This is a genomic window from Streptomyces sp. V3I7 (genome assembly GCF_030817495.1).
GTDB lineage: Bacteria > Actinomycetota > Actinomycetes > Streptomycetales > Streptomycetaceae > Streptomyces.
On sequence record NZ_JAUSZK010000001.1, the window covers coordinates 1,683,588 to 1,708,572 of the forward strand.

Consider the following 24,985-nt stretch of genomic DNA (forward strand, 5'->3'; position numbering starts at 1 on the left):
CTCCTTCCCCACAACGCATCAGCTAGGAGTCAGCATGCGTGCGCTCGCCCGGATACCCCGCCTTACGCGCAGACGCCTCGTCGGCACGGCCCTCGCGGCCGGAACGCTGTTGCTCTCCCCCGTGTCGGGGCCGACCCAGGTGGCCGCGGCGCACGCTCCGGCCGCCAAGTGCGCCGGGGAGACCGGTCAGTCCGCGGCCCGCAAGGCCCGCCCCGTACACGGCGACGAGGGCCTCGCCGAGCCCAACGAGGTCAGCACCGCCAAGGCCGAGGCGATGAACGCCGACCTGCGCAAGAAGGTCGACAGGCTGCCCTCCTCCGGCAGTCGCAGTCTCGCCGCCGCCGCGGCGGCCACGGTCCCGGTGTACTTCCACGTCATCCACGACGGCGCGGCCGGCCAGCTCAGCTCGACCGACATCAACGCCCAGATGAACGTGCTGAACGCGGCCTACGCCGGCCAGGGCACCGGCAACACCGACTCCGGCTTCCAGTTCAGCCTGGCCGGCACCGACTACACGGACAACGCGGCCTGGTACAACGTCGGCTCCGGCTCGCAGGAGGAGAAGGCGATGAAATCCGCCCTGCGCAAGGGCGGCGCGAACGCGCTCAACATCTACACCGCCAACCTCGGCGGCGGCCTGCTGGGCTGGGCCACCTTCCCCAGCTCCTACGCCTCCAGCCCCTCCATGGACGGCGTCGTCATCCTCGACGCGTCCCTGCCGGGCGGCTCGGCCGCCAACTACGACGAGGGCGACACCGCGACGCACGAGGTCGGCCACTGGCTCGGCCTCTACCACACCTTCCAGGGCGGTTGCAGCGGCCAGGGCGACTACGTCTCCGACACCCCGGCCGAGAAGAGCGCCGCGTTCCAGTGCCCCGAGGGCCGGGACACCTGCACCCGCTCGGTCGGCGCCGACCCGATCCACAACTTCATGGACTACACGTACGACTCCTGCATGTACCAGTTCACGGCCGGTCAGGTGGCGCGCATGCAGCAGAGCTGGGCGGCGTACCGCGCGGCGGGCTGAGCGGCCACCGCTGACCAGCCACGGCTGACCGGCTACAGCGAGTCGAGGAAGCCGAGCGCCACCCGCCAGGTGGCCTCGGCGGCCTCCGCGTCGTAGTCCGGCAGGTCGGGGTCCATGTACAGGTGTCCGGCGCCGGGGTAGCGGTAGATCTCGACGTCGGCGCCCGTCCGGCCCATCTGGAGGTACCAGGAGCTCAGCCACTCGTCCGTCTCGTAGGGGTCGGGTTCCGCCACGTGCAGCTGGACCGGCAGGTCGTCGGCCGTCGCGTTCGACGCGATGTCCGAGGTGCCCTGAAGGAGCAGCAGTCCGCGCGCCTTGTCGTCGCCCAGGGCCAGCGTCTGCGCGACGGAGGCGCCGAGCGAGAAACCGGCGTACACGAGCCCGCGCTCCGAGTAGGGGCGCTGAAGCGAGGACCGCCCTCTTCAGCAGTTCGTCCTTGCCGACCTCGTCCCGGTAGGCCGCGGCCTCCTCCATGGTCTCGAACGTCCGCCCCTCGTACAGGTCCGGCGTCCACACCTCGTGCCCGGCGGCCCGCAAGCGGTCCGCGGCCTGGCGCACGGCGGGGGTGAGGCCGTAGGCCGAGTGAAAGAGCATGATGTTCATGGGGCCATGGTGCCAGCCGGGTACGACAGCACCGTGCCGCGAGGCGCTCAGCGCAGGCTCCGTACGTCCAGGTGCCGCAGCACCCGGTCCACCACCTCCGGGTCGGCCCCGGGCTCGCTGCGCGCCGAGAGCACCGCGTGCCGCGCGGCGCTCAGCATCTCGCCCTGGATGCGCCGCACCCGCTTCAGCCGCCGTACCCGCTTCTCGTGGCCCTCGCGCCGCTCCTCCTCGCCGACGTCCGGGCTGATCCGCGCCCCGATGTCGAAGGCCCGCCGCAACATCTGCTCGGACAGCTCCTCCGGCAGTTCCTCGTCCTGCTCGATCTCCCGCAGCCGCTGCTTGGCCGCTTTCGCCGCCCGCAGCGCCAGTTGCTTCTCGAAGTCCTTCTCGCGCTCGGTGTCGGCCCGCACCCCCAGCCGTTTCACCAGCCAGGGCAGGGTCAGCCCCTGGAGCACCAGCGTCGCCATGATCACCGCGAAGGCGATGAAGATGATCTCGTTCCGGTCGGGGAACGGCCCGCCGTCCCGGGTCGTGAGCGGGATGGCGAGCGCCAGCGCGACCGACGCCACCCCGCGCATCCCCGCCCACCACATGACGACGGTCTCCCGCCAGGTCATCGGAATGTCCTCGTCGCGAACCGCCTTCGCGTGCCAGCGCTGGGTCAGCGCGGTGGCGGGCACCAGCCACAGCAGGCGGACGACCACGACGACCGCCACGACCGCGGCCGACCAGACGAGCATCTCCGCCCAGCGCCCGGCCGCCGTCCGGATCGCGGTGTGCAGCTCCAGCCCGATCAGTCCGAACGCGACCCCGGTGACGAGCGTCTCGACGATCTCCCAGAAGGTGTGCCCGGCCAGCCGCGTCGTCACGTCGTCGGGATCGGCGGCGTACTCGGCGAGGTACAGCGCGACGGTGAGCACGGCCAGCACGCCGGAGCCGTGCAGCACCTCGGCGAGCACGTACGAGGCGTACGGCACCAGCAGCGTGAGCCCGATCTGGAGCGTGGCGTCGCCGAGGAAGTCGAGCAGCCGGTTCGCGCACCAGCCCAGCACCAGTCCGACGCCGACCGCGACGACGGCGGACAGGACCAGGTCCAGCCCGGCCCGCCAGGGCGAGAAGCTTCCGCTGACGACGGCGGCGATCGCCACGTGGTAGAGCACGATGGCCGTGACGTCGTTGAACAGCCCCTCGCCCTCCAGGATCGACACCAGCCGGCGCGGCAGCCCGAGCTGACCGGCGACGGCGGTGGCGGCGACCGGGTCGGGCGGGGCGATCAGCGCGCCCAGCGCCAGGGCACCGGCGATGGGCAGCCCGGGCACGATCGCGTGGGCGACCGCGGCCACGCAGAACGTGGTGACGAACACCAGGGCCACGGCCAGCAGGAAGATCGGCCGCTTGTTGGCCGTGAACTGCCGCCAGGAGGTGCGCCGTACGGCCGCGTACAGCAGCGGCGGGAGCAGGGCGGGCAGGATCAGCGCGGGCGGGATGCTGACGTCCGGCACGAAGCTGGCCAGCGAGAGGGCGATCCCGAGGAGTGTCATGAGCACCGGCGCCGGGAGCCGGAAGCGGTCCCCGACCGGGACGCTCACCACGGCACCGAGCAGCAGCACGAACAACAGGACCAACTGATCCACGGCCGGCACTCCGGGAGTCGACGTTCACACAGCGGGCCTCAAGCCTGCCATGTGACCTCGCTCACCCGACTCTTTCGCCGCCCGGCCGCGAAGCGCGCCGCAGCGCCCCGGCCCGCCCTACAGAGCGCGCCGCATCGCCTGGTGCGGGATCCCCGCCTCGGGGTATTCCGGGCCGTACGCCGCGTAGCCGAGCCGCTCGTAGAAGCCCAGGGCGTGTGTCTGCGCGTGCAGGTCGACCGCGGTCAGGCCCCGCGCGCGGGCCGCGTCCTCGATGGCGCGCACGAGGGCGACGCCGACGCCCAGTCCGCGCGCCTCCCGGGCGACGGCGAGCCGCCCCAGCGCGCCCACCGACGGGTCGGCGCCGGCCTTCGGGGCGGCCGCCTCGCCGTACAGCAGCCGGCCGGTGCCGAGCGGCGTGCCGTCCTCACGGACCGCCAGCACGTGCACCGCAGCGGCGTCGTACGCGTCGTACTCCAGGTCCTGCGGGACGCCCTGCTCGACGACGAAGACCTCCTTGCGGACCGCGAAGCACGCCTCGCGGTCGGCGGGGTCCTCGGCGACGCGCACCACGTACGGCGCACTCACGCGTAGGTCTCCTCGCGGACCTGGTCGAGGGCCTGCTGGAGGTCCTCCGGGTAGTCGCACTCGAACTCCACCCAGTCACCGGTGCCCGGGTGCTCGAAGCCGAGCCGCACGGCGTGCAGCCACTGGCGGGTCAGGCCGAGCCGCTTGGCGAGCGTGGGGTCGGCGCCGTAGGTCAGATCGCCGACGCACGGGTGGCGGTGGGCGGCCATGTGGACGCGGATCTGGTGGGTGCGGCCCGTCTCCAGCTTCACGTCGAGCAGGGAGGCGGCGCGGAAGGCCTCGATGAGGTCGTAGTGGGTCACGGAGGGCTTGCCCTCGGCCGTGACCGCCCACTTGTAGTCGTGCTGGGGGTGACGGCCGATGGGGGCGTCGATGGTGCCGCTGGTCGGGTCGGGGTGGCCCTGGACGAGCGTGTGGTAGCGCTTGTCGACCGTGCGCTCCTTGAACTGGCGCTTCAGCGACGTGTACGCGCGCTCCGACTTGGCGACCACCATCAGGCCGGACGTGCCGACGTCGAGGCGGTGGACGATGCCCTGGCGCTCGGCGGCGCCGGAGGTGGAGATGCGGTAGCCGGCGGCGGCGAGGCCGCCGATGACGGTCGGACCGGTCCAGCCGGGCGAGGGGTGGGCCGCGACGCCGACCGGCTTGACGATGACGACCACGTCATCGTCGTCGTGGACGATCTCCATGCCCTCGACCGGCTCGGCGACCACCTGTACGGGCGCGGGCGCCTGGGGCATCTCGACCTCGAGCCAGGCGCCGCCGCTCACCCGCTCGGACTTGCCGACCACCGTGCCGTCGACCTGGACCTTGCCGGCAGCGGCCAGCTCCGCCGCCTTGGTGCGGGAAAAGCCGAACATGCGCGAGATGGCGGCGTCGACGCGCTCGCCCTCCAGGCCGTCGGGCACGGGCAGGGTACGGATCTCGGGAATCGTGCTCACCCGTCGAGTATGACGGACGGCTCCGACGGCACCGACCGAGCCTGTGGACAAACCCCCCGGACCGGGGCCTCAGTCCTTGTGGACGGTGCCGTCCGGGTCCAGGCCGCGGAAGGACAGCAGCACGATCAGGATGCCGCCGCACACGATCGCCGAGTCGGCCAGGTTGAACACCGCGAAGCCCCGGGGCGCGATGAAGTCGACGACCTCGCCCTCGAAGAGCCCGGGCGAGCGGAAGATCCGGTCGGTGAGGTTGCCGAGCGCGCCGCCGAGGAGCAGGCCGAGCGCGATCGCCCAGGGGGCGCTGTAGAGCTTGCGGGCCAGCCGGATGATCACGACGATCACGGCGGCCGCGATCACGGTGAAGATGATCGTGAAGGCCTGTCCGAAGCCGAAGGCGGCGCCCGGGTTGCGGATGGCGTTGAGCTCCAGCCAGCCGCCCACGATCTCGATCGGCGGGTGGTGCTCCAGCTTCGCGACCACGAGCAGCTTGCTGATCAGGTCGAGGGCGTACGCGAAGACGGCCACCACGAACAGCACGGCGATGCGGCGCTTGCCCCGGGGCCGCGCCGCCGCGTCCTCGGCCGCGCCCGCGCCGGGCCGCGCCGGCTGCTCGCTTCTGTCGTCCGGAGTGTCCGGCATGCCGATGGTGCGCTCCGCCTCTGCCACGTGAGTCCCTCAACCTAGGTGCCTCGACCGAGGATGAGACTACGGCACGCCCCCGACGGCCCTCGCGCTCAGGAGCGGCGTTCCTGCTTCTGCTTGCACTCCACGCACAGTGTGGCGCGCGGGAACGCCTGCATACGGGCCTTGCCGATGGGGTTGCCGCAGCTCTCGCACAGTCCGTACGTGCCCGCGTCCAGCCGCTGGAGGGCGTGCTCGGTCTGGATCAGCATCTCGCGCGCGTTGGCGGCCAGCGCCATCTCGTGCTCGCGCGTGATGTTCTTGCTGCCGGTGTCCGCCTCGTCGTCGCCCGCGCCGTCACCGGAGTCACGCATCATGCCGACGAGGGAGGCCTCCGACGAGCTGATCTCGGTGCGCAGCCGCTCTCCCTCGGACAGCAGTTCGGCGCGCGCCTCCTCGACCTCCTGGGGCGTCCACGGGTCCTCCCCCGGGCGGACGGCGAGTTCGCCGGGCGCCGCCGGCCGTGCCTTGGGAACGGCGGTCTTCGCCGCCGTGGCCGTGCCAGGGGTCTTCTTCGCAACCACCGTCGTGGCTCCCGTCTGCTTCGCGGCCTTGGCCGCGCCCACCTTCTTGGCCGTGCTCTTCTTCCTGGCCGTGCTCTTCGCGGCGGTGTCCTGGACAGTGCTCTTCTCGGCCGGGCGCTTGGCCGCGCTCTTCTTGGACGTGCTCTTCCTGCCCGCGCGCGCGGCGGTGCTCTTCGGGGGGGCCTGCTCCGCGACCGCCGCGGTGCCGGCCTCGGCGACCGGCTTCTTGGCCGCGGCCCGCTTGGCGGTCGTCTTCTTGTCGGTCGTCCTCTTGTCGGTCGTCTTCCTGGCGGCCGTCTTCTTCGCGGGGGCCTTCGCGTTCGCGGGGCTCTTCGCGGCGGCCGCCTTCGTGGTGGCGGCCTTCCCGGACGCGCCCTTGGCGGCGCCCGCTCTACTGGAGGCCTTCTTGGGGGCGGCCTTCTTGGCAGCCGTCCTCTCGTCCTCGGCCTCTGCACTCATCGTCGTCATCACGGCCGCCTTCTTGCCCGCCGATTTCTTCCTGCTCACCGACTTCTCCGCGCCCGGCCCCTGGTGGGCGGACGCACCGCTTCCGTTGACCGCTCCCCCGGTCCTGGCCGGACCTGCCCGCGTGCTCTTCTTCCCCCCGGCGCCCCTGGCCGCACCAGCGGAGGCAGCCGCGCGCCCGGACCTGCCGGACGCCGGCTGCTGTACGGCCGTCTTCTTCGCCACCATGGCCGCGGCCCCTTCACATATTGTGATTTCGCTCGCGAATCGTTATGGGACGATAAATCGACTTCAGCCCCGCGGCAACGGGGCACGCTGTCCGATTCGTCCGCCCCCGTACCGCCCGCGCGGACCCTTTTGCGTTGTGCCCCGCTCCCCGCCGGGTAATCCGCCGGGCCGGGCATCCCCGGATACGCTCCCCCGCACCTCCCCATTCGGGTCATCGCCGCCGGGGCCGGTGCCGGAAAAGCGGTCGGCCGCTGTCTGTGCCGCGCCGTACACTGGGCAGAGCGAAAAGCGTGGATGGGGACGAGTAGCGGCGTACGCAGCCCAGAGCGACCCGGGGACGGTGGGAGCCCGGGGGCGAGCGCGACGTGAAGATCACCCCGGAGCCGCCGGAAGAACGCCTTGGACAGTGGGCTCCGCCCACTGTCCGCCCAGGGCCAGTAGAACCGGTATCGCGACCCCAATGAGGGGGCTCACCGGCGCGCAGGGCGCCTGGAGAGCCAAGGAGGGTGGTACCGCGGGAGCGCGCCGCACGGCGCACGTAGCACTTACGGCTCTCGTCCCTCCGACGGAAGGCAGCAAGTCCGTTGGAGGAAGCTCGCAGATGACAGAGCCGACGTACCGCCAGGTGCCCGCCCAGGTCGACCTGCCCGCGCTCGAGCACGAGGTGCTCGACTTCTGGCGCGAGCAGAAGATCTTCAACAAGACCCTGGAGCAGTCCGCGGGCCGTCCGGAGTGGGTGTTCTACGAGGGCCCGCCCACCGCCAACGGCATGCCGGGCGCCCACCACATCGAGGCGCGCGTCTTCAAGGACGTCTTCCCCCGCTTCCGCACCATGCGCGGCTACCACGTGGGCCGCAAGGCCGGCTGGGACTGCCACGGCCTGCCCGTGGAGCTGGCGGTCGAGAAGGAGCTGGGCTTCAGCGGCAAGCAGGACATCGAGGCGTACGGCATCGCCGAGTTCAACGCCAAGTGCCGTGAGTCCGTGCTGCGACACACCGACGCCTTCGCCGCGCTCACGACCCGCATGGGCTACTGGACCGACCTCGAAGACCCGTACCGCACGATGGACCCCGAGTACATCGAGTCGGTCTGGTGGTCGCTGAAGGAGATCTTCGACAAGGGCCTGCTCGTCCAGGACCACCGCGTCGCCCCCTGGTGCCCGCGCTGCGGCACCGGCCTGTCCGACCACGAGCTGGCGCAGGGCTACGAGACGGTCATCGACCCCTCCGTGTACGTCCGCTTCCCGCTCACCTCCGGCCCGCTCGCCGGCGAGGCCTCGCTGCTGGTGTGGACGACGACCCCCTGGACGCTCGTGTCCAACACGGCCGTCGCCGCGCACCCCGACGTCACCTACGTCGTCGCGAGCAACGGCGAGGAGAAGATCGTCGTCGCCGAGCCGCTCCTCGAGAAGGCGCTCGGCGAGGGCTGGGAGACCACCGGCCAGAGCTTCACCGGCGCCGAGATGGAGCGCTGGACGTACCAGCGTCCCTTCGAACTCGTGGAGTTCCCCGAGCCGGCCCACTTCGTGGTGAACGCCGACTACGTCACCACCGAGGACGGTACGGGCCTGGTCCACCAGGCCCCCGCCTTCGGTGAGGACGACCTCAAGGTCTGCCGCTCCTACGGCCTGCCGGTCGTGAACCCGGTCCGCCCCGACGGCACCTTCGAGGAGGACGTCCCGCTCGTCGGCGGCGTCTTCTTCAAGAAGGCCGATGAGCAGCTCACCGCGGACCTCGACGCCCGCGGTCTGCTCTTCCGGCACCTGGCGTACGAGCACAGCTACCCGCACTGCTGGCGCTGCCACACCGCGCTGCTCTACTACGCGCAGCCGTCCTGGTACATCCGCACCACGGCCGTCAAGGACCGGATGATCGCGGAGAACGAGGGCACCAACTGGTTCCCGGAGACGGTCAAGCACGGCCGGTTCGGCGACTGGCTGACCAACAACATCGACTGGGCCCTGTCCCGCAACCGTTACTGGGGCACCCCGCTGCCGGTCTGGCGCTGCGAGGAGGACCACCTCACGGTCGTCGGCTCGCGCGCGGAGCTCTCCGAGCTGACCGGCACCGACCAGTCCGAACTGGACCCGCACCGTCCGTACATCGACGCGGTCACCTTCCCGTGCCCCGAGTGCGGCAAGACGGCCACGCGCGTGCCGGAGGTCATCGACGCCTGGTACGACTCGGGTTCGATGCCGTTCGCGCAGTGGGGCTACCCGCACAAGAACAAGGAGCTGTTCGAGAGCCGCTACCCGGCGCAGTTCATCTCCGAGGCGATCGACCAGACCCGCGGCTGGTTCTACACGCTGATGGCCGTCGGCACGCTGGTCTTCGACAAGTCGTCGTACGAGAACGTCGTCTGCCTGGGCCACATCCTCGCCGAGGACGGCCGCAAGATGTCCAAGCACCTGGGGAACACCCTGGAGCCGATCCCGCTGATGGACCAGCACGGTGCGGACGCCGTGCGCTGGTTCATGGCGGCCGGCGGCTCGCCCTGGGCGGCCCGCCGCGTCGGCCACGGCACGATCCAGGAGGTCGTCCGCAAGACGCTGCTCACGTACTGGAACACGGTCGCCTTCCAGGCCCTGTACGCCCGTACGTCGAACTGGGCGCCGTCCGCGGCGGACCCGGCCCCGGCCGACCGCCCGGTCCTGGACCGCTGGCTGCTCTCCGAACTGCACGCGCTCACCGACCAGGTCACCCAGGCCCTGGACGCGTACGACACTCAGCGCGCCGGAAAGCTCCTGTCGGCGTTCGTCGACGACCTGTCCAACTGGTACGTCCGCCGCTCGCGCCGCCGCTTCTGGCAGGGCGACAAGGCCGCGCTGCGCACGCTGCACGAGGTCGTCGAGACGGTCACGAAGCTGATGGCGCCGATCACCCCGTTCATCACCGAGCGGGTGTGGCAGGACCTGATCGTGCCGGTCACCGCGGGCGCGCCCGAGTCGGTGCACCTGGCGTCCTGGCCGGAGGCGGACCTGTCCGCGATCGACCCGGAGCTGTCGCGGCAGATGGTCCTGGTCCGCCGCCTGGTGGAGCTGGGCCGCGCCACGCGCGCGGAGTCGGGCGTCAAGACCCGCCAGCCGCTGTCGCGTGCGCTGGTGGCGGGTGCGGGCTTCGAGACCCTCGACCCCGAGCTGCACACGCAGATCACCGAGGAGCTGAACGTCAGCTCCCTGGCCTCGCTCTCGGAGGTCGGCGGCTCGCTGGTGGACACGACCGCCAAGGCCAACTTCCGTGCGCTGGGCAAGCGGTTCGGCAAGCGAGTCCAGGACGTCGCCAGGGCCGTAGCCGACGCCGACGCGGCCGCGCTGTCCCTGGCGCTGCGCGAGGGCACGGCGTCGGTCGAGGTCGACGGCGAGACGATCACCCTCGCCCCCGACGAGGTGATCATCACGGAGACCCCGCGCGAGGGCTGGTCGGTGGCCTCGGACTCCGGCGCGACCGTCGCGCTGGACCTGGAGATCACCGAGGAGCTGCGTCAGGCGGGCCTCGCCCGTGACGCGATCCGCCTGATCCAGGAGGCCCGCAAGAACAGCGGCCTCGACGTGGCCGACCGCATCGCGCTGCGCTGGACCTCGACGGACCCGGCGGTCATCGCGGCCCTGACCGAGCACGCGAACCTGATCGCGGACGAGGTCCTGGCCACGGACTTCGCCCAGGGCGAGGCGGACGACTCCTACGGCACCCCGTTCACCGACGAGGGCCTGTCCCTCACCTTCCGCCTCCGCAAGGCATAAGGACCCCGGCACCCGAGGGCCCGGGTCCCGAGATTCGTCTCGGGACCCGGGCCTTCGGCATTGCGTACGCCGAAAACCCCCTCACCACCCGAACGAACACCGCACCCGCCACGAACAGACGTCCGACGCGCCCCACTCGCGCCGACCCCCGTCAACACGCGTAAAAAGGGCGAGGCCCCGGATCGAAATCCGGGGCCTCGCCCTGAACGCTGCCGACGTTCTGGCCGTACTACTGGCCGTCAGTTGTCGTCCTCGTCGATCAGGAACCCGCGCATCGGCGACGGTGCCTGACCCATCGGGGACGGGCCCTGCGGGCGGACCGGCGCCATCGGCTGGGTCATCGCCGGGGACATCTGCTGCTGACCGCCACCGTAGGAGGGGGCGGACGGCGCAGAGGAGCCGCCCATCGTCTGGTTGCCGCCGCCGTAGGACGGGGCACCCGCGCCGGCCGGAGCCATCGAGGGCGCCGGGGACGGCGGCAGGGACGCCGCGGCCGGGGTACGCGGCGGAGCCAGCGAGTCGTCGGCCTGGGTCTCCAGCTGACGCAGCTGCGACTCCAGGTACGACTTCAGGCGCGTGCGGTACTCGCGCTCGAAGCCGCGCAGGTCCTCGACCTTGCGCTCCAGCGTGGCGCGCGCGGACTCCAGGGAGCCCATGGCCACGCGGTGCTTCTCCTGCGCGTCCCGCTCCAGGGCGTCGGCCTTGGCACGGGCGTCACGCTCGAGACCCTCGGCGCGGCTGCGGGCCTCGCCGACGATCTTGTTGGCCTCGGAGCGGGCCTCGGCGATCGCCTGGTCGGCGGTCTGCTGGGCCAGCGAGAGGACACGCGCGGCGCTGTCGCCACCGGGGCCACCCTGACCGGGGCCGCCGGGACCACCCATCGGACCGCCCATGGGGCCGCCCATCGGGCCACCCATCTGCTGCGGCATGGGGGGCTGACCACCCATCGGGCCGCCCTGACCCATCGGACCGGGACCCTGACCCATCGGGCCGGGACCCTGCGGACCGCCCTGACCGCCGGGACCGGCAGGCAGCTGCGGGGCACCGCTCGGCAGCTGGGGCGGGCCACCCATGGGGCCACCCATCTGCTGCTGCGGCGGGCCCGATATGCCGGCGGGCACCGGGCCGCCGGGGCCTCGCATGCCCTGCTGCGGCATACCGCCCTGCTGCATCCCGCCCTGCTGCATGCCACCCTGCTGCTGCATGCCACCCTGCTGCTGCATGCCACCCTGCTGCTGCATGCCGCCCTGCTGCTGAGGCGGGCCGTCCTGCTGCTCCGGGGGCTTGCGCATGTTCTGCTGGTTCTGCGCAGCCGCGCGCGTGGCAGCGGCCAGCTTGGCGCGCAGGTCCTCGTTCTCGCGGAGCATTCGGGTCAGCTCGGCCTCGACCTCGTCGAGGAAGGCATCGACCTCGTCCTCGTCATAGCCTTCTCGGAGGCGTACGGTCGTGAACTGCTTGTTCCGCACGTCCTCGGGGGTCAACGGCATCTCTTCACCTCAACGTAGTCGTCGGCATCGGCAAGACGGTAGTTCACATCGCTCACAGCCGGCTCACGATAGAGATCAGGATGTAGACGATGATCATCAGCACGAAGAAGGACAGATCGAGCGCCACGCCCCCGAGACGCAGCGGCGGAATGAACCGCCGCAGAAGCTTGAGCGGTGGATCGGTGACAGTGTAAGTGGCCTCCAGAACGACCACCATCGCCTTGCCGGGTTGCCACGAGCGGGCGAACTGGAAGACATAGTCCATGACCAACCGGAAGATGAGCACAACGAGGAAGCACATCAGCGCGATGTAGATGACATCCAGGACCACGCCCATGACCCCTGCTTCCCTCTCCCCTGGTTTTCGTGCAACTGCCGGTCTTGCGTCTCAGCTCTGGTTGAAGAACCCGCCCTCTGCGATACGGGCCTTGTCCTCCGCCGTGACATCGACGTTAGCAGGCGACAACAGGAACACCTTCTGCGTCACCCGCTCGATGCTGCCGTGAAGACCGAACACCAATCCGGCCGCAAAGTCGACAAGTCGCTTCGCGTCCGTGTCATCCATCTCGGTCAGATTCATGATCACCGGGGTGCCCTCGCGGAAGTGTTCCCCGATGGTACGGGCCTCGTTGTAGGTCCGGGGGTGGAGCGTGGTGATCCGGTAAGGCTCTCGCTCGGACACGACCTTGGGCATGATCACCGGCGCACTCTTCTCCAGGGACTGGCGTTCTTGTGTGATGGACGCCACGGGCGCGATACGCGCAGGGCGCCCCGATTCCGCGGCTAGCGAAGCCGAATGGGACACCGGCTCGCGCGGCGCCGGAGGCTGCACCACACGTACCGATTCGTCCCTTTGGGGTTGGTGTGCACTGTGCGACTGGTGTGACGGCTCATGCCGTCTGTGGTCACGCTCGGGCTCCGGGTCGAGTTCGGGCTCGAAGTCGTCGTCGGGGTCGAATCCCCGGCCGTCGTACCCATCGTCCTCCACGAGGCCGAGGTAGACCGCCATCTTGCGCATCGCGCCGGCCATGCTCTGAGTCCTCCGCTCTGTGGTGGATCGGGTGACGACTGCCAAGTGCCCGCGATCCACTCGGTCGTTGCGGCCGCCTTTCGGCCGTATTGACCATATTTTCTGCTGTGGTCCGACTTCTTGGCGACGTTACCCGAGCCCGGGGCGGACTCCGAGTACCGCAGTGCCGACGCGCACATGTGTCGCTCCGGCCGCCACGGCCTGCTCGAGGTCCGTGCTCATCCCCGCCGAGACCATGTTCGCAGCCGGATGAGCTCGGCGCAGGCTGGTCGACAAATCCATCATCCGCTCGAACGCCTGTTGTTGGCGCCCGGCGTACTCCCCCGTGAGAGGGGCGACGGTCATCAGTCCGTCGAGCCGCAGTCCCGGCGCGACGGCGACATGGTCGGCCAACTCTTCGATTCCGCCCGGCGCGACGCCGCCCCTCTCGCCCCGGCCGCTCTCCCCCGCGTCGAGCGCGACCTGGAGCAGGCACCCCACCTCGCGCCCGGCCCGGACGGCCTCCTTGGACAGGGCCGTGACGAGCCGTGAACGGTCGACGGACTGCACGAAGTCGGCGTAACCGACCACGGAGCGCACCTTGTTGGTCTGCAACTGACCGACGAAGTGCCAACTCAGGGGCAGGTCCGCGCACTCGGCGGCCTTGGGTGCCGCGTCCTGGTCGCGGTTCTCGGCGACGTGGCGCACACCGAGTTCTGACAGGATCCGCACATCGCTCGCGGGGTAAGTCTTGGTGACCACGATGAGGGTCACGTCCTCCCGCTCACGGCCCGCCGCCGCACACGCGGCGGCGATCCGCTCCTCCACCTTCGCCAGATTCGCGGCGAGTTCAGCCTTACGGTCCGTCATGTCCCATCAGTCCAGCCACACATAGCCCGCGAGCCGCCCGGTGGTGCGGTCGCGGCGGTACGAGAAGTGGTCGCCCGACTCCCGCGTGCACACCGGGGAATGCTCCCGGTCGTGCACCCCGAGCCGTTCGAGCTGCGCGTGCACGCCGGCGCTCACGCCGACCGCCGGTGTACCCCAGCTCGTCTCGGCGTGCGCCGCCGGTTCGACGGCGGCCACCTCGGCGCGCATCTCCTCCGGCACCTCGTAGCACCGGCCGCAGACGGCGGGTCCGGTGCGTGCGACGATCCGGGCCGGATCCGCGCCCAGTTCGGTCATCGCCCGTACGACGGCCGGAACGACTCCGGCGACCATGCCGGGGCGCCCCGCGTGCGCCGCCGCGGCGACCCGGGCGACCGGATCGGCGAGCAGCACCGGGGTGCAGTCGGCGGTGAGTACGGCGAGGGCGAGCCCGGGGCGCGCGGTCACGATCGCGTCGACCTCGGGCACGGGCCGGGTGCCCCAGGGTCCGTCCACCACCGCGACGACCGCCGAGTGGACCTGGTTCATCCAGACCACGTTCGCCGGGTCGAGTCCCAGCGACTTGGCGGCCAGTTCGCGGTTGGTGCGTACGGCCTCGGGGTCGTCGCCGACCGCCCCGCCGAGGTTGAGCTCCTCGTACGGAACGGCGCTCACCCCGCCCCACCTGTCGGTGAAGGCGAAGTGCGCGCCGCTCACGGTGTCGCGCTGTCCTATCACTTCAGGAAGTCCGGCACGTCCAGTTCCTCGGCCGTGCTGTCCGAGTAGCTCCGCGGCGCGGGCGGCGCCGGCGGGGTGACCGGGATGTCCGGCACCGGCGCCGGGGCGGGCTCGGGCTCCTCCTTCGGCGTCACGCTGCCGAGCGAACCGAAGGACGGGCGGCTCTCGGTCTGCCGTGCCGGAGCGGGCTCCTCGCGGCGGGCCGAGGACGGGGCCGACGACGAGCCGGCGGAGTTCTCCCGGCGGGCCGGCGGCTGTCCGCCGTCGAAGCCGGCCGCGATCACGGTGACCCGGACCTCGTCGCCGAGGGCGTCGTCGATGACCGCGCCGAAGATGATGTTGGCCTCGGGGTGAGCGGCCTCGCTGACCAGCTGGGCGGCCTCGTTGATCTCGAACAGACCGAGGTCCGAGCCGCCGGAGATGGAGAGCAGGACGCCGCGGGCGCCGTCGATGGACGCCTCCAGCAGCGGCGAGGAGATCGCCATCTCGGCGGCGGCCACCGCGCGGTCGTCGCCGCGGGCCGAGCCGATGCCCATGAGGGCCGAACCGGCCTCGGACATGACCGACTTGACGTCGGCGAAGTCGAGGTTGATCAGACCCGGGGTGGTGATGAGGTCGGTGATGCCCTGGACACCGGAGAGCAGGACCTGGTCCGCGGACTTGAAGGCGTCCAGGACCGAGACCTGGCGGTCCGAGATGGACAGCAGCCGGTCGTTGGGGATGACGATGAGGGTGTCGACCTCTTCGCGGAGTTCGGCGATGCCGTCCTCGGCCTGGTTCGCGCGGCGCCGTCCCTCGAAGGTGAACGGGCGCGTGACCACGCCGATGGTGAGGGCGCCGAGCGAGCGCGCGATGTTGGCCACGACGGGTGCGCCGCCGGTGCCGGTGCCGCCGCCCTCGCCGGCCGTCACGAAGACCATGTCGGCCCCCTTGAGGACCTCCTCGATCTCCTCGCGGTGGTCCTCGGCGGCCTTGCGGCCGACGGCCGGGTTGGCGCCGGCGCCGAGTCCGCGGGTGAGTTCACGGCCGACGTCGAGCTTGACGTCGGCGTCGCTCATCAACAGCGCCTGAGCGTCGGTGTTGATGGCGATGAACTCGACGCCCTTGAGACCGACCTCGATCATCCGGTTGATGGCATTGACACCACCGCCGCCGACACCGATGACTTTGATGACTGCGAGGTAGTTCTGCGGTGCTGCCACGTCGAAGGCCTCTCGCCTCGAGTTACGTGTCGACGACTCGCGGCGCTGCCGCGATCCGACGACTGATGCCGATTGGGACGGTCCGAGTGCCGACCCGAACCCTAACGCTGAAGTTTAGGGTTACCAGTGTGTCTGTTCCTTGGACTCTTCCGAACAGGACACTAAGTCGACAAGTGGCGCGCGTTCAACGAACACGCCGAACCTCCCGTTTTTCTTTTCACCCTATGTGATCAGCCCTGGCAGTACCCAACCAGGGTGTTGGCCTGCGCTGATGTGCGTCAACTCCCCGATGACACCGGGGCGGTGGGAACGGCGACGTCGAAGTGCCGTGCGTTCGGGGCCGCTTTCATGAGCGCGGTGAGTGCGCGCGCCTTCGCGCGGCCGTTCTCGCCGCTTCCCCAGTCGACCGTCCGACCGCCGCCCAGCTGAAGCGAGATGGCGTCGTAGGAACGGACTTTGACGCTCCCGGTCTCGTGCAGGACGGCGGCCGGGAGGGCGCCCGCGACGCGCACCGCGGCCCGCGTGAGCCGGTCGGTGCCGAAGCGCCGCAGACTCGCGGAGGCCGAATCGGACCGGGAGGCAGCGAGGTCCAGAACCGGAATGTTCTTCGGTGCCTTGGGAACGGTGGCGAAACGGACGCCCTCGTCGTCGACTTCGACGAACTCGCCATTTCTGCGCACCAGGAGGACCGGAGCCCGCTCGGTCACCTTCAGCCCGATGCCGTGCGGCCAGGCGCGCACGACCTCCACGGTGTCAATACGCGGCATTTTCCGGCGGAGTCGGGCCTCGATCGCGCCGGTGTCGACGGAGACCAGCGGGGCACCGACGGGCGCCTCGGAGGTCCGGCGGACCTGATCGGACGTCAGAATCCGGGTACCGGCGACGGATACGCGCTCCACCCGCAGCCACGGGGAGCCGTACAACACCCAGACGGAACCGGCACCGAGCAGCACGACGGCGACCGCCAGGATGACGATCGTACGAAGACGGGGCAGGCCTGGTCGCCGAAGGAGCGGCGGGCCGGACGACCCCTGCTGGCGTTCACCGCGCTCGGCAACGGTCGGTCCGGCCACGCTACTGCCCTTTCGTCATACGGTCCTAACGGCGCGAGGCGATGGCCTCGTACACCATGCCGACGAGCAGCTCGTCGGCGTCGCGGCGGCCGAACTCGCCCGCGGCGCGGGACATCTCGTACAGCCGGTGCGGATCGGCCAGCACGGGAAGGACGTTCTGCTGCACCCACTCCGGCGTGAGGTCGGCGTCGTCGACGAGGAGACCGCCGCCCGCCTTGACCACCGGCTGGGCGTTCAGCCGCTGTTCGCCGTTGCCGATGGGCAGCGGGACGTAGGCGGCGGGAAGTCCGACGGCGGAGAGCTCGGCGACGGTCATCGCGCCCGCGCGGCACAGCATCATGTCGGCCGCGGCGTACGCGAGGTCCATCCGGTCCAGGTAACTTACCGGGATGTACGGGGGCATTCCCGGCATCTGCTGCACCTGCGGCAGTTCGTTCTTCGGACCGACCGCGTGCAGGATCTGGATGCCGGCCTGCTGCAGCCACGGAGCGACCTGCTGGGTCACCTCGTTGAGGCGGCGGGCGCCCTGCGAGCCGCCGGAGACCAGCAGCGTGGGCAGGTTGGGGTTGAGGCCGAAGTAGGCGCGGGCCTCGGGGCGCAGCGCCGACCGGTCCAGCGTCGCGATGGTGCGGCGCAGCGGGATGCCGATGTAGCGGGCGTCGCGCAGCTTGCTGTCGGGCGTGGAGACGGCGACGCGGGAGGCGTAGCGCGAGCCGATCTTGTTGGCGAGACCGGGGCGGGCGTTGGCCTCGTGGATCACGATCGGCACCCCGAGCCTCTTGGCGGCCAGGTACGCGGGCAGCGCGACGTAGCCGCCGAAGCCGACCACGGCGTCCGCCTTGGTGCGTTCCAGGATCTCCTCGGTCGCCTTGATCGTGCCGCGCAGCCGGCCCGGGACGGTGATCAGCTCAGGCGTGGGCTTGCGCGGCAGCGGCACCGCCGGGATCAGCGCGAGCTCGTAGCCGCGCTCGGGAACGAGCCGGGTCTCCAGACCCCGCTCCGTGCCCAGGGCCGTGATCCCCACGGTCGGGTCCTGCCTGCGCAGGGCGTCCGCGAGGGCGAGCGCGGGCTCGATGTGGCCCGCGGTGCCCCCGCCGGCAAGTACGACATGCACCGAAATTCACCGCTCTCCGGACGATCGCGCCACCGTGGCGCGCCGTCGCATCGTGTTCCATCTACGGGGCCCCGCAGGACCCCCAGCACTCCGCTTTCTACCAAAGCGAGGTTGCCGCATCGCAAGCGCCGCCCTCGCCGCGGGCTCCTCGCGCGCGAAGGCGATCAGCAGCCCGATGGCGAACATGGTCGGCAGCAGGGCGGACCCTCCGTAGGAGAACAGCGGGAGGGGGACGCCGGCGATCGGCAGCAGACCGAGCACCGCACCGATGTTGATCACCGCCTGCGCGGTGATCCAGGTCGTCACGCCTCCCGCGGCGTACCTCACGAAGGGGTCCTCCGTGCCTCCGGCCACGCGGATACCCGCATAGCCTAGGGCCGCGAAGAGCGCGAGTACCGACAGCGTCCCCGCGAGGCCCAGTTCCTCACCGGTGACGGCGAAGATGAAGTCGGTGTGGGCTTCGGGGAGTTGACCCCATTTTTCCACACTCGCGCCCAGTCCGGATCCGAAGAGGCCGCCGGATGCCAGGGCGTAGATCCCGTGCACGGCCTGCCAGCAGTCGGCTACTCCGGAGCGTGGTTCGGTGGCGCCGACGCAGGCGAGCCTGGCCATGCGGTTGGGGCTGGTCTTGATGAGGATCACACCGATCGTGGCGGCGATCGAGAGCACGCCGACGAACAGCCGGGTCGGCGCTCCCGCGAGCCACAGCAGGCCGAACAGGATCGCCGTGAGAATGATCGCGGTGCCCATGTCGCCGCCGAGCATGATCAGCCCGAGCAGCAGGAAGGCGACCGGGACCAGCGGCACCAGCATGTGTTTCCACTGGGTCAGCAGCTTCTTGTCCTGCTTGCGCGCGATCAGGTCGGCGCCCCACAGCACCAGGGCGAGCTTGCCGAACTCACTGGGCTGGATCTGGAAGGAGCCGCCGAGCGAGATCCAGTTCCGGTTGCCGTTGACCGCCATCCCTATCCCCGGGATCTGCACCAGGGCCATCAGGAAGACGGCGCCGGCCAGGATCGGGTAGGCCAGCGCCCTGTGCAGCTTCACCGGCATGCGCGAGGCCGCGAACAGCAGGCCGCCGCCGATCACCGCCGCCAGGAACTGCTTGCGGAAGAAGTACGACCCCGGCAGCGACAGCTGGAGCGCGGTGATCTGGGAGGCCGAATACACCATCACCAGGCCGAGCACGGTGATCAGCAGACTGCCGCCGAGGATCAGGTAGTACGCCGTCAGCGGCCGGTCCCAGGCCTTCCGCGCGCGGGTGTAGAACCGCCGTACCGGGTTGTCGTGCGAGGACTGCGGGGAAGCGGGCCGTCTCGGGGTCCGCTGGACCGGGGGACGGCTCGTACGGCTAGCGGCCATCACCGGCTCCCGCCCCGCCGCCGGCTCCCGCCCGCAGGCTCCGCCTGAGCCACATCCGAGTCACGCGTCCCTCCAAGGGTCCCGAAGTACCCGTCCTGGCCGAGACCCGCCGTCAGGCGCCCGCGCCGAGTTCGCGCACCGCCTGCGCGAACGCGTCACCGCGCTTGTTGTAGTTGGTGAACATGTCCATGGAAGCGCAAGCCGGGGCCAGCAGCACCGTGTCGCCGGGCTGTGCGAGCCGCGCCGCCTCCTGGACCGCCTGGAGCATCGCCCCAGTGTCGGCCCGGTCGAGGTCGACGACGGGTACTTCCGGCGCGTGTCGCGCGAGGGCTTCGCGGATCAGACCGCGGTCCGCGCCGATGAGGACGACGCCCCGCAGCCGCTTGGCCGCGCCCGCGACGAGTTCGTCGAAGGAGGCGCCCTTGGCGAGGCCGCCCGCGATCCACACGATCGGCTCGTACGCCGCCAACGAGGCTTCCGCGGCGTGGGTGTTGGTGGCCTTGGAGTCGTCGACGTACGCCACGCCGTCCACGTCGGCGACGTGGGAGATGCGGTGGGCGTCGGGGGTGAAGTTCCGCAGACCGTCGCGTACGGCCTCGGCGGGCACCCCGAAGGAGCGCGCGAGAGCCGCCGCGGCAAGGGCGTTGGCGATGTTGTGCGGGGCCGGCGGGTTCACGTCGCAGACCTCGGCGAGCGCCGCCGCGTTCTTCTGCCGGTTCTCGACGAAGGCGCGGTCGACCAGGATGCCGTCCACGACGCCGAGTTGGGAGGGCGCGGGCGCGCCCAGGGTGAACCCGATGGCCCGGCAGCCCTCCTCGACGTCGGCCTCGCGGACCAGGTCCTCGGTGAGCTTGTCGGCGACGTTGTAGACGCAGGCGACCCGATTGCCCTCGTAGATACGGCCCTTGTCCGCGGCGTAGGCCTCCATGGAGCCGTGCCAGTCGAGGTGGTCCGGGGCCAGGTTGAGCACGGCCGCCGAGTAGGCGCGCAGCGAGGGCGCCCAGTGGAGCTGGTAGCTGGACAGCTCGACCGCGAGGACGTCGTACTCCTCGTCGCCGAGGACCGCGTCCAGCAGCGAGACGCCGATGTTGCCGACGGCGGCGGTGCGCAGGCCCGCCGCCTTCAGCATGGAGGCGAGCATCTGGACGGTCGTGGTCTTGCCGTTGGTGCCCGTCACGCACAGCCAGGGCGCGGCGTCCGGGCCGCGCAGCCGCCAGGCCAGCTCGACGTCGCCCCAGACGGGGACGCCGGCCTGCTCGGCGGCCGCGAACAGCGGCTTGTCCGGCTGCCAGCCGGGCGCGGTGACGATCAGCTCGGTGCCTTCGGGCAGGGTCGCTCCGTCACCGAGGCGCACGGTGATCCCGAGTGCCTCCAGTTCGGCCGCCTGCGCCCGGGCGCGCTCGTCGTCGCCGTCGTTGACGACGGTGACGATCGCGCCGAGACCGTGCAGGACCTTGGCCGCCGGGACGCCGGAGACGCCGAGCCCGGCGACGGTGACGTGCTGGCCCTGGAATTCCGAAGGCACCGAGTCGGTCACTTGTCTGCTGCCCATCCTGCGTAGAAGAGACCCAGTCCGACGATCACACAGATGCCCTGAATGATCCAGAAGCGGACCACGACAAGGACTTCGGACCAGCCCTTGAGTTCGAAGTGGTGCTGCAGTGGCGCCATCCGGAAGACGCGCTTGCCGGTGAGGCGGAAGGAGCCGACCTGGATGACCACCGACATGGTGATGAGCACGAACAGGCCGCCGAGGATGGCCAGCAGCAGCTCCGTACGGGAGCAGATGGCCAGACCGGCGAGCACACCGCCGAGGGCGAGCGAGCCCGTGTCACCCATGAAGATCTTCGCCGGCGAGGTGTTCCACCACAGGAAGCCCAGGCAGGCGCCCATCAGCGCGGAGGAGACGACCGCGAGGTCGAGCGGGTCGCGCACCTCGTAGCAGGCGCCCGGGTTGGTCAGCGTCATCGCGTTGGCGCAGGACTCCTGGAACTGCCACACGCCGATGAAGGTGTACGCGCCGAAGACGAGGACGGAGGCGCCGGTGGCGAGGCCGTCCAGACCGTCGGTGAGGTTCACGCCGTTCGACATCGCGAGGATCATGAACAGCGCCCAGACCACGAACAGCACGGGGCCGATCGTCCAGCCGAAGTCCGTGATGAACGACAGCTTGGTGGAGGCCGGGGTGTTGCCGCGGGCGTCGGCGAACTGGAGCGAGAGGACCGCGAAGGCGATACCGACGATCAGCTGGCCGGCCATCTTCGCCTTGGCCCGCAGACCCAGCGAACGCCGCTTGACGATCTTGATGTAGTCGTCGAGGAAGCCGACCAGGCCCATGCCGAACATCAGGCCGAGCACCAGCAGGCCGGAGAAGGTGGGCGGGTAGCCCGTGATCACCTTGGACAGGAAGTACGCGGCGATCGTCGCCAGCATGAAGGCGATACCGCCCATGGTCGGCGTACCGCGCTTGCTGGCGTGCTCGCGCGGGCCGTCGTCACGGATGTACTGGCCGTAGCCCTTGCGGGCGAGGAGCTTGATCAGCAGCGGGGTGCCGACGAGGCTCAGGAAGAGACCAATGACTCCTGCGAACAGGATCTGCTTCATCATCGGGCGGCAACCTCACCCTCGGCACCGGTCGCGAGCAGCGCCTGGGCGACACTCTCGAGACCGACCGAACGGGACGCCTTCACGAGGACGACGTCTCCCGGGCGCAACTCGCTGCGCAACAGGTCGATCGCCGCCTGTGCGTCGGACACGTGCACCGACTCCTCACCCCACGAACCCTCGTTATATGCGCCCAGTTGCAGCCAGGACGCTTCCCTGCCCCCGACCGCGACGAGCTTGCTGACGTTGAGCCGGACGGCGAGCCGTCCGACCGCGTCGTGCTCGGCGAGCGCCTCGTCACCGAGCTCGGCCATCTTGCCGAGCACCGCCCAGGTGCGCCGCCCGTTGCCCATGGCCGCGAGCGCGCGCAGAGCGGCTCGCATGGACTCGGGGTTGGCGTTGTAGGCGTCGTTGACGATGGTCACGCCGTCCGGGCGCTCGGTGACCTCCATCCGCCAGCGGGAGAGGGAGCCCGCCTCCGAGAGCGCGGTGGCGATCTCGTTCGCGGACATGCCCAGCTCATGGGCGACGGCGGCCGCGGCGAGCGCGTTCGACACGTGGTGCTCACCGTACAGGCGCATGGTCACATCGCTTGCACCGGAGGGTGTGTGAAGCCTGAACGAGGGCTGTCCACTGTCCGTGAGTCGCACGTTCTCGGCCCGTACGTCCGCTTCGGCCGACTCTCCGAAAAGGACCACCTTCGCCTTGGTACGGGCGGCCATGGCGCGGACCAGCGGGTCGTCGGCGTTGAGGATCGCGGCGCCGCCGTCTTCGGCTGAGGGCAGGCTCTCCACGAGCTCGCCCTTGGCCTCGGCGATCTGCTCGCGGCCGCCGAACTCGCCGATGTGGGCGGTGCCGACGTTGAGCACGAGGCCGATCCTCGGCGGGGTGAGGCCGGCGAGGTAGCGGATGTGGCCGATGCCGCGGGCGCCCATCTCCAGCACGAGGAACTTCGTCTCCTCGGTGGCGGACAGGGCGGTCAGCGGCAGCCCGATCTCGTTGTTGAGCGAGCCGGGCGTGAACACGGTCGGCGCCTTGCGCTGGAGCACCTGGGCGATGAGGTCCTTGGTGCTGGTCTTGCCCGCGGAGCCGGTGAGGCCCACGAGGGTCGCGCCGAGGAGGGTCACCACGTGCCGGGCGAGGGCGCCGAGCGCGGCCTGGACGTCGTCGACGACGATCGCGGGCACGCCGACGGGGCGCGACGCCAGTACGGCGGCCGCCCCGGCGTCCACCACCTGGCGGGCGTAGTCGTGGCCGTCCGCGCGCTCGCCCACGAAGGCGACGAAGAGGCTGCCGGGTCCCACCTCACGGGAGTCCCGGACCACCGGCCCGGTGACCTGGACGGACGGATCCGGTATGTCGTGCGTCTGCCCGCCGACGACTGCTGCGATCTCGGCGAGGGAGAGGGCGATCACAAGTTCATCCCTGGGTCTTCTGGATAGCTTCGCGAAGCACCTGGCGGTCGTCGAAGGGACGGACCACTCCGGCGATGTCCTGGCCCTGCTCGTGGCCCTTGCCCGCGACCAGCACGGTGTCGCCGGGCTGGGCCCGGCCGACGGCGGCGGCGATGGCGGCGGCCCGGTCCTCGAAGAGGAGCACCTCTCCGCGCTCGTGCGCGGGCACGGAGGCCGCGCCCTGGAGCATGGTGGCGAGGATCGCGAGGGGATCCTCGGAGCGGGGGTTGTCGGAGGTCAGTACGGCCGTGTCGGAGAGCCGGGCCGCGGCGGCGCCCATCGGGGCGCGCTTGGTCTGGTCGCGGTCGCCGCCGCAGCCGAGCACGATGTGCAGCTGCCCCTTGGTGACCTTGCGGAGCGCCTTGAGGACCGACTCGACGGCGTCGGTCTTGTGGGCGTAGTCGACGACGGCGAGGTACGGCTGCCCGGCGTCCACCCGCTCCAGCCGGCCCGGTACGCCGGGGACGGCGGCGATGCCGTCGGCGGCGCTCTGCGCGTCGAGGCCGGAGGCGGCGAGGGCGGTGATCGCGGCGAGGGTGTTGGCCACGTTGAAGGGGCCCGCCAGCGGCGACTTGGCCGCGATGCACTGGCCCTCGGGGCCGATGACGGTGAACGTCGAGTCCATCGGACCGACCTCGACGTCCTCGGCGCGCCAGTCGGCGTCGGGGTGGCCCTCCGCGGAGAAGGTGACGACCGGGACGGATGCCTCCCGCGCGAGCCGGCGGCCGTACTCGTCGTCGAGGTTGACCACACCGAGCCGGCTGCGGCGCGGGGTGAACAGCTGCGCCTTGGCCCGGAAGTAGTCCTCCATGTCGGAGTGGAACTCCATGTGTTCCGGGCTGAGGTTGGTGAACACCGCGATGTCGAAGACGCAGCCGTCGACCCGGCCGAGGACCAGCGCGTGGCTGGAGACCTCCATGGCGACCGCCTCGACCCCGCGCTCGCGCATGACGGCGAACAGGGCCTGGAGGTCGGTGGCTTCGGGGGTGGTGCGCTCGGACTTGATGCGCTCGTCGCCGATGCGCATCTCGACCGTGCCGACCAGTCCGGTGGACCGGGCCGTACGCAGGCCGCCCTCGACGAGGTAGGCGGTGGTGGTCTTGCCGGAGGTGCCGGTGATCCCGATCTGGAGCAGATCGCGGCCCGGCCGGCCGTAGATGGTGGCCGCCAGTTCGCCCATCCCCGCGCGCGGGTCGTCGACCACCAGGACCGGCAGTCCGGTCGCGGCGGCGCGTTCGGCGCCGGCCGGGTCGGTCAGCACGGCGACCGCGCCGAGGCCGGCGGCCTGGGTGGCGAAGTCGGCGCCGTGCAGGCGGGCGCCCGGGAGGGCGGCGTACAGGTCGCCGGGACGGACGGCGCGCGAGTCATGGGTGATACCCGTGACGGCAGCGGCGGTCGCCGGCGTGGCGGCACCCAGCTGATCGGCGAGCTCCGCGAGTGGGGTGGCGGAGACCTGAACCGGTCGTGGCGGTCCCGGATATGTCACGGAAGCGCCCTTCTGGGTGGTTTGGGACTGATCAGCGTGTGGCACGGCGGTGAGCGTACCGGGCTCACCCGCTCCAGAGCTAAAAAGGGGCCCGCGCCCGGCGCTGGGGGGCGTGGAGCCGGAATGGTTCCCCGGCTCGGGAGTGATCGTTGTCACGACTGG

General features: G+C 70.8%; 20 protein-coding genes and 1 pseudogene. 2 read left to right on the forward strand and 19 right to left on the reverse strand.

The features are described from left to right. The first annotated feature begins 34 nt into the window (after positions 1 to 34). A complete protein-coding gene (locus QFZ74_RS07980; RefSeq protein ID WP_307620086.1) occupies positions 35 to 1,027 on the forward strand; it encodes a zinc metalloprotease in 993 nt (330 codons plus the stop codon). A 32-nt stretch (positions 1,028 to 1,059) separates the two neighbouring features. Here the strand turns inward: QFZ74_RS07980 and QFZ74_RS07985 are convergent. From QFZ74_RS07985 to QFZ74_RS08010, 6 genes and pseudogenes are all read right to left on the reverse strand, one after another. Further along, positions 1,060 to 1,630, reverse strand: a pseudogene (locus QFZ74_RS07985) (dienelactone hydrolase family protein). 47 nt (positions 1,631 to 1,677) lie between these two features. Continuing rightward, on the reverse strand, positions 1,678 to 3,264 hold the full coding sequence (locus QFZ74_RS07990; RefSeq protein ID WP_307620087.1) for a Na+/H+ antiporter: 1,587 nt from the start codon (positions 3,262 to 3,264) through the stop codon (positions 1,678 to 1,680). A gap of 117 nt (positions 3,265 to 3,381) precedes the next feature. Then, positions 3,382 to 3,849 (reverse strand): GNAT family N-acetyltransferase, encoded by a 468-nt coding sequence (locus tag QFZ74_RS07995; protein ID WP_307620088.1) that lies wholly within the window; start codon positions 3,847 to 3,849, stop codon positions 3,382 to 3,384. Further along, entirely contained in the window at positions 3,846 to 4,790 is a 945-nt protein-coding gene (locus QFZ74_RS08000; protein WP_307620089.1) for an RluA family pseudouridine synthase, read from the reverse strand. The genes QFZ74_RS07995 and QFZ74_RS08000 overlap by 4 nt, the downstream gene beginning before the upstream one ends. Positions 4,791 to 4,859: 69 nt before the next feature. Then, a complete protein-coding gene (lspA, locus tag QFZ74_RS08005) occupies positions 4,860 to 5,456 on the reverse strand; it encodes a signal peptidase II (RefSeq protein WP_307620090.1) in 597 nt (198 codons plus the stop codon). Positions 5,457 to 5,524: 68 nt separating this feature from the next. Then, entirely contained in the window at positions 5,525 to 6,688 is a 1,164-nt protein-coding gene (locus QFZ74_RS08010; RefSeq protein ID WP_307620091.1) for a TraR/DksA family transcriptional regulator, read from the reverse strand. 601 nt (positions 6,689 to 7,289) lie between these two features. Between QFZ74_RS08010 and ileS the strand changes: the two genes are divergently transcribed. Next, the gene (ileS, locus tag QFZ74_RS08015; RefSeq protein ID WP_307620092.1) at positions 7,290 to 10,427 is read left to right on the forward strand and encodes an isoleucine--tRNA ligase; all 3,138 of its coding nucleotides are present in this window, start codon (positions 7,290 to 7,292) and stop codon (positions 10,425 to 10,427) included. A 239-nt stretch (positions 10,428 to 10,666) separates the two neighbouring features. Here the strand turns inward: ileS and QFZ74_RS08020 are convergent, their stop codons facing one another. The 13 genes from QFZ74_RS08020 to QFZ74_RS08080 form a co-directional block, all read right to left on the reverse strand. Continuing rightward, positions 10,667 to 11,914 (reverse strand): DivIVA domain-containing protein, encoded by a 1,248-nt coding sequence (locus QFZ74_RS08020; RefSeq protein ID WP_307620093.1) that lies wholly within the window; start codon positions 11,912 to 11,914, stop codon positions 10,667 to 10,669. Positions 11,915 to 11,966: 52 nt separating this feature from the next. After that, a complete protein-coding gene (locus QFZ74_RS08025; protein ID WP_307620094.1) occupies positions 11,967 to 12,251 on the reverse strand; it encodes a YggT family protein in 285 nt (94 codons plus the stop codon). A 51-nt stretch (positions 12,252 to 12,302) separates the two neighbouring features. Then, positions 12,303 to 12,944, reverse strand: coding sequence for a cell division protein SepF (locus tag QFZ74_RS08030; RefSeq protein ID WP_307620095.1), 642 nt, complete (start codon positions 12,942 to 12,944; stop codon positions 12,303 to 12,305). A 129-nt stretch (positions 12,945 to 13,073) separates the two neighbouring features. Next, the gene (locus tag QFZ74_RS08035; protein ID WP_307620096.1) at positions 13,074 to 13,793 is read right to left on the reverse strand and encodes a YggS family pyridoxal phosphate-dependent enzyme; all 720 of its coding nucleotides are present in this window, start codon (positions 13,791 to 13,793) and stop codon (positions 13,074 to 13,076) included. 6 nt (positions 13,794 to 13,799) lie between these two features. Further along, complete coding sequence (pgeF, locus tag QFZ74_RS08040) at positions 13,800 to 14,528, reverse strand: peptidoglycan editing factor PgeF (protein ID WP_307620097.1); 729 nt, start codon at positions 14,526 to 14,528, stop codon at positions 13,800 to 13,802. Beyond that, entirely contained in the window at positions 14,525 to 15,730 is a 1,206-nt protein-coding gene (gene ftsZ / locus QFZ74_RS08045) for a cell division protein FtsZ (protein WP_307620098.1), read from the reverse strand. The genes pgeF and ftsZ overlap by 4 nt, the downstream gene beginning before the upstream one ends. Before the next feature lie 278 nt (positions 15,731 to 16,008). Beyond that, on the reverse strand, positions 16,009 to 16,803 hold the full coding sequence (locus QFZ74_RS08050; RefSeq protein WP_307620099.1) for a cell division protein FtsQ/DivIB: 795 nt from the start codon (positions 16,801 to 16,803) through the stop codon (positions 16,009 to 16,011). A 25-nt stretch (positions 16,804 to 16,828) separates the two neighbouring features. Further along, positions 16,829 to 17,917, reverse strand: a complete 1,089-nt coding sequence (gene murG / locus QFZ74_RS08055; protein ID WP_307620100.1) for an undecaprenyldiphospho-muramoylpentapeptide beta-N-acetylglucosaminyltransferase — start codon at positions 17,915 to 17,917, stop codon at positions 16,829 to 16,831. Between the two features lie 6 nt (positions 17,918 to 17,923). Further along, a complete protein-coding gene (gene ftsW, locus QFZ74_RS08060) occupies positions 17,924 to 19,279 on the reverse strand; it encodes a putative lipid II flippase FtsW (RefSeq protein ID WP_307620101.1) in 1,356 nt (451 codons plus the stop codon). A 112-nt stretch (positions 19,280 to 19,391) separates the two neighbouring features. Beyond that, complete coding sequence (gene murD / locus QFZ74_RS08065; RefSeq protein ID WP_307620102.1) at positions 19,392 to 20,831, reverse strand: UDP-N-acetylmuramoyl-L-alanine--D-glutamate ligase; 1,440 nt, start codon at positions 20,829 to 20,831, stop codon at positions 19,392 to 19,394. After that, a complete protein-coding gene (gene mraY / locus QFZ74_RS08070; RefSeq protein WP_307624077.1) occupies positions 20,813 to 21,883 on the reverse strand; it encodes a phospho-N-acetylmuramoyl-pentapeptide-transferase in 1,071 nt (356 codons plus the stop codon). Before mraY ends, murD begins: the two co-directional genes overlap by 19 nt. Then, on the reverse strand, positions 21,883 to 23,298 hold the full coding sequence (gene murF / locus QFZ74_RS08075) for a UDP-N-acetylmuramoyl-tripeptide--D-alanyl-D-alanine ligase (protein WP_307620103.1): 1,416 nt from the start codon (positions 23,296 to 23,298) through the stop codon (positions 21,883 to 21,885). Before murF ends, mraY begins: the two co-directional genes overlap by 1 nt. A 4-nt stretch (positions 23,299 to 23,302) precedes the next feature. Then, positions 23,303 to 24,979: a UDP-N-acetylmuramoyl-L-alanyl-D-glutamate--2,6-diaminopimelate ligase gene (locus tag QFZ74_RS08080; RefSeq protein ID WP_373462359.1), complete on the reverse strand. Its 1,677-nt coding sequence runs from the start codon at positions 24,977 to 24,979 to the stop codon at positions 23,303 to 23,305. Positions 24,980 to 24,985: the final 6 nt, after the last annotated feature.

Coding starts and splice junctions, on each gene's coding strand:
- QFZ74_RS07980 (WP_307620086.1), top strand. CDS start 35: ATGCGTGCGCTCGCCCGGATACCCCGCCTTACGCGCAGACGCCTCGTC.
- QFZ74_RS08010 (WP_307620091.1), bottom strand. CDS start 6,688: ATGGTGGCGAAGAAGACGGCCGTACAGCAGCCGGCGTCCGGCAGGTCC.
- ileS (WP_307620092.1), top strand. CDS start 7,290: ATGACAGAGCCGACGTACCGCCAGGTGCCCGCCCAGGTCGACCTGCCC.
- QFZ74_RS08020 (WP_307620093.1), bottom strand. CDS start 11,914: ATGCCGTTGACCCCCGAGGACGTGCGGAACAAGCAGTTCACGACCGTA.
- QFZ74_RS08025 (WP_307620094.1), bottom strand. CDS start 12,251: ATGGGCGTGGTCCTGGATGTCATCTACATCGCGCTGATGTGCTTCCTC.
- QFZ74_RS08030 (WP_307620095.1), bottom strand. CDS start 12,944: ATGGCCGGCGCGATGCGCAAGATGGCGGTCTACCTCGGCCTCGTGGAG.
- QFZ74_RS08035 (WP_307620096.1), bottom strand. CDS start 13,793: ATGACGGACCGTAAGGCTGAACTCGCCGCGAATCTGGCGAAGGTGGAG.
- ftsW (WP_307620101.1), bottom strand. CDS start 19,279: ATGGCCGCTAGCCGTACGAGCCGTCCCCCGGTCCAGCGGACCCCGAGA.
- murD (WP_307620102.1), bottom strand. CDS start 20,831: ATGGGCAGCAGACAAGTGACCGACTCGGTGCCTTCGGAATTCCAGGGC.
- mraY (WP_307624077.1), bottom strand. CDS start 21,883: ATGAAGCAGATCCTGTTCGCAGGAGTCATTGGTCTCTTCCTGAGCCTC.